Genomic DNA, 3,521 nt, shown 5'->3' on the forward strand with positions numbered 1-3,521 from the left:
CAGCGGGCGATGTCCTGGGTGCGGGCATCCACGTAGACGGTGAAATCGAAGAGGTCGCTGACCGTGAGCCCGTGCCCCGTTGTCGGCGGCGCGAGCACGTTGAGGCCTTCGACGATGAGGACGTCCGGCTGGCGCACCACGATCTGCGCGTCGGGAACGATGTCGTAGTTCAGGTGCGAATAGAACGGAGCCCGCACCTCGGCGGCGCCGCCCTTGACGGCGGACACGAATCGGAGCAGGGATCGCCGGTCGTACGACTCTGGAAATCCCTTGCGAGCCATCAGTCCCCGCCGGGCCAGTTCGGCGTTCGGGAAGAGGAACCCGTCGGTCGTCACGAGTTCGACCCGGGGAGTGTCCTCCCAGCGGGCCAGCAGTTCGCGCAGGAGCCGGGCGATCGTCGACTTGCCGACGGCGACGGACCCGGCGACGCCGATCACGAACGGGGTGCGCCGGGCACGTTCGCCGAGGAAGTCGCTCGTCGCCCGGTGCAACTGGCTTGCTCCAGCGGCATAGAGGTTGAGCAGGCGGCTGACGGGCAGGTAGACATCGGTCACCTCGCCGAGGTCGAGCGGCTCGCCGAGGCCGCGCAACTGCACGATCTCGGTCTCACGGAGGGGGAGCTGGGTGGTGGGTGCAAGGGCCGCCCAGTCCGCTCGATCCAGCTCGACGAACGGTGTGGTGTGGCCGTTGTTCCAGAGGCTCGCGGCTGGATCGGACATTCCACACAGCTTAGTCGGACTAAAATCGGGGCTATGTGCGGAATCGTGGGTTATGTCGGGGAAGATAAAAGCGTCGAGGTCCTGATGAGGGGGTTGCGGAGACTGGAATACCGGGGGTACGACTCGGCGGGGATCGCGGTCATCGACGATGACGGCGTGCTGAACACCAGGAAACGGGCCGGTAAGCTCGCCATTCTGGCCGGGGACCTCGAAGGCAACCCGATGAACAACGGCCGTACCGGCATCGGCCACACCCGCTGGGCCACCCATGGCGGACCGACCGACGCGAATGCGCATCCGCACCTCGGTGACAACGGCAAGCTCGCCCTTATCCATAACGGCATTATCGAAAACTTCTCCGTTCTCAAGGAGGAGCTCCTCTCCGAGGGCTTCACCTTCGAGAGCGAGACCGACACCGAGGTCGCCGCAGTGCTGCTCGGCCGCGAATACCAGCGCCTTGGCGACCTGAGCGCCGCGTTCCTGAGCGTCGTCGGCCGCCTGGACGGCGCATTCACCCTCCTCGCGGTGCACCAGGACCAGCCCGGTGTCGTCGTCGGCGCCCGTCGCAACTCTCCGCTCGTGATCGGTCTCGGCGACGGGGAGAACTTCCTCGGCTCCGACGTCGCAGCGTTCGTCGAGTTCACCCGCCGGGCCGTCGCCGTCGGCCAGGATCAGATCGTCACGATCACCCCTGAGGTCGTCACCATCACGGACTTCGACGGCAACGCCGTCGAGTTCGAGGAATTCGACATCGCCTGGGACGCCTCCGCCGCCGAAAAGGGCGGTTGGTCCAGCTTCATGGCCAAGGAGGTCTCCGAGCAGCCGGACGCCATCGCCAACACGCTCCTCGGCCGCATCCACGAGGGCCAGGCCGTCGTGCCCGAGCTCGAGGCCTTCGGCGACGACGTGCTCGCCGGCATCCGCCGGATCGTCATCGTCGCCTGCGGTACCGCGGCGAACGCCGGCTACGTCGCCAAGTACGCGATCGAGAAGTGGACCCGCGTGCCCGTCGACGTCGAGCTCAGCCACGAGTTCCGCTACCGCGACCCGGTGCTGAACCCGGAGACCCTGATCATCTCCATCAGCCAGTCCGGCGAGACCATGGACACCCTGATGGCGGTCAAGTTCGCCAGGGAGTCCGGCGCCAAGGCCATCTCGATCTGCAACACCCAGGGTGCGACCATCCCCCGCGAGTCCGACGCCGTGATCTACACGCACGCCGGCCCAGAGGTCGCCGTGGCCTCGACGAAGGGCTTCACCGCCCAGATCGCCGCCCTCTACCTCTTCGCCCTGCACCTCGCCCGCGTGCGCGGCAGCATGACCGAAGCGGATGCCGCGGCCCAGATCGTCGAGCTGCAGGCCATTCCCGCAAAGATCGCGACCACCCTGCTCCAGGAGAGCGCCGTGCACGAACTCGCCGCCTGGATGTCGGACACCCGTGCCGTGCTGTTCCTCGGCCGCCACGTCGGTTTCCCGATCGCCCTCGAGGGTGCGCTCAAGCTCAAGGAACTCGCGTATATCCACGCAGAGGGTTTCGCTGCCGGCGAGCTCAAGCACGGTCCGATCGCGCTGATCGAGCCCGGCCAGCCCGTCTTCGTCGTCGTGCCGAGCCCGCGCGGTTCCGCGCACCTGCACCCCAAGGTCGTCTCGAACATCCAGGAGATCCGCGCCCGCGGCGCTCGCATCATCGCGATCGCCGAAGAGGGCGACGTGGCCGTTCTGCCGTTCGCGGACACCGTACTGCGGATCCCGCTCGCCTCGCCGCTGTTCGAGCCGTTCCTCGCGGTCGTGCCGATGCAGATCTTCGCGATGGAGCTGGCAACGGTCAAGGGCCTCGACGTCGACCAGCCCCGCAACCTCGCGAAGTCGGTCACGGTCGAATAAGCGCGGACGGAGTGGGGACGGGCAGGCGGTCGCGGGCGTGATTCGTGGCATCGGCGTCGACATCGTCGACCTCGACCGGTTCGACCGGCAGGTTCTGCGCACGCCCGGACTCGTTCCCCGGCTGTTCGCGGCCGCAGAACGCGGCCTGCCCACCCACTCCCTCGCGGCGCGGTTCGCGGCCAAGGAAGCACTGATCAAGGCGCTCGGCGACAGCGCGGGCACGAGCTGGCAGGAGATGGAAGTCGTGAGCGACGCGCACGGTAACCCCGGATTCCGGCTGAGCGGGGTCATGGCCGAGGTGCTGCGTGCGCGCGGCGTCGACTCCGTGCACCTCACGATGACCCACGATGCGGGCGTCGCCTGCGCCTTCGTCGTGCTCGAGGGTGCATCGTGAGCGAGTTCCGCGAGGCCGTCATCGACCTCGGTGCGATCGCCGCGAACGTCGCCCACCTGCGCGCCACGATCGGCACCCCGCATTTCATGGCCGTCGTCAAGGCCAATGCGTATGGCCACGGCGCGGTCCCCGTCGCCCGCACCGCCCTCGCCGCGGGGGCCGACTGGCTCGGCGTCGCCGATCTCACCGAAGCGCACGCGCTCAGGGACGCCGGCATCGAGGCCCCGCTCCTCGCCTGGCTGCACGGGCCCGACACGGATTTCGAGGCCGCGATCGCCAGGGACATCGACCTGGGTGTCTCGTCCGCCTGCCAGCTGCGGACCATAGCGGATGCCGCCGGCCGGCTCGGCCGCGTCGCCAATGTCCACCTGAAGCTCGACACCGGCCTCAGCCGCAATGGCCTGAACGGGCCGGACTGGGCCGAGGTCTTCGCGCTCGGCTCCGGCTTCGAACGGGACGGCCTCGTGCACGTCCGCGGCATCTTCAGCCATCTCTCCAACGCCTCCCCGGCCGCGGACGTGCAC

4 protein-coding genes are annotated in these 3,521 nt (G+C 68.3%); 3 read left to right on the top strand and 1 reads right to left on the bottom strand.

Annotated elements, in window-relative coordinates; genetic code table 11:
* The coding region (coaA, locus tag QN345_RS16920) for a type I pantothenate kinase (protein WP_323508927.1) at positions 1-719 on the bottom strand (719 nt) is incomplete at its 3' end.
* 33 nt (positions 720-752) lie between these two features.
* On the opposite strand from coaA, the gene glmS reads away from it, so the two are divergent.
* The 3 genes from glmS to QN345_RS16935 all read left to right on the top strand — a co-directional run.
* Positions 753-2,603, top strand: a complete 1,851-nt coding sequence (glmS, locus tag QN345_RS16925) for a glutamine--fructose-6-phosphate transaminase (isomerizing) (RefSeq protein WP_134449921.1) — start codon at positions 753-755, stop codon at positions 2,601-2,603.
* 37 nt (positions 2,604-2,640) lie between these two features.
* Positions 2,641-2,997, top strand: coding sequence for a holo-ACP synthase (locus QN345_RS16930; RefSeq protein ID WP_134449922.1), 357 nt, complete (start codon positions 2,641-2,643; stop codon positions 2,995-2,997).
* Positions 2,994-3,521 (top strand): alanine racemase (locus tag QN345_RS16935; protein ID WP_323508928.1); only part of this gene is annotated, 528 nt, incomplete at its 3' end. The genes QN345_RS16930 and QN345_RS16935, both read left to right, overlap by 4 nt.

This window comes from Cryobacterium sp. 10I1 (assembly GCF_035019805.1).
Taxonomy (GTDB): Bacteria; Actinomycetota; Actinomycetes; order Actinomycetales; family Microbacteriaceae; genus Cryobacterium; species Cryobacterium glucosi.

Coding starts and splice junctions, on each gene's coding strand:
- glmS (WP_134449921.1), top strand. CDS start 753: ATGTGCGGAATCGTGGGTTATGTCGGGGAAGATAAAAGCGTCGAGGTC.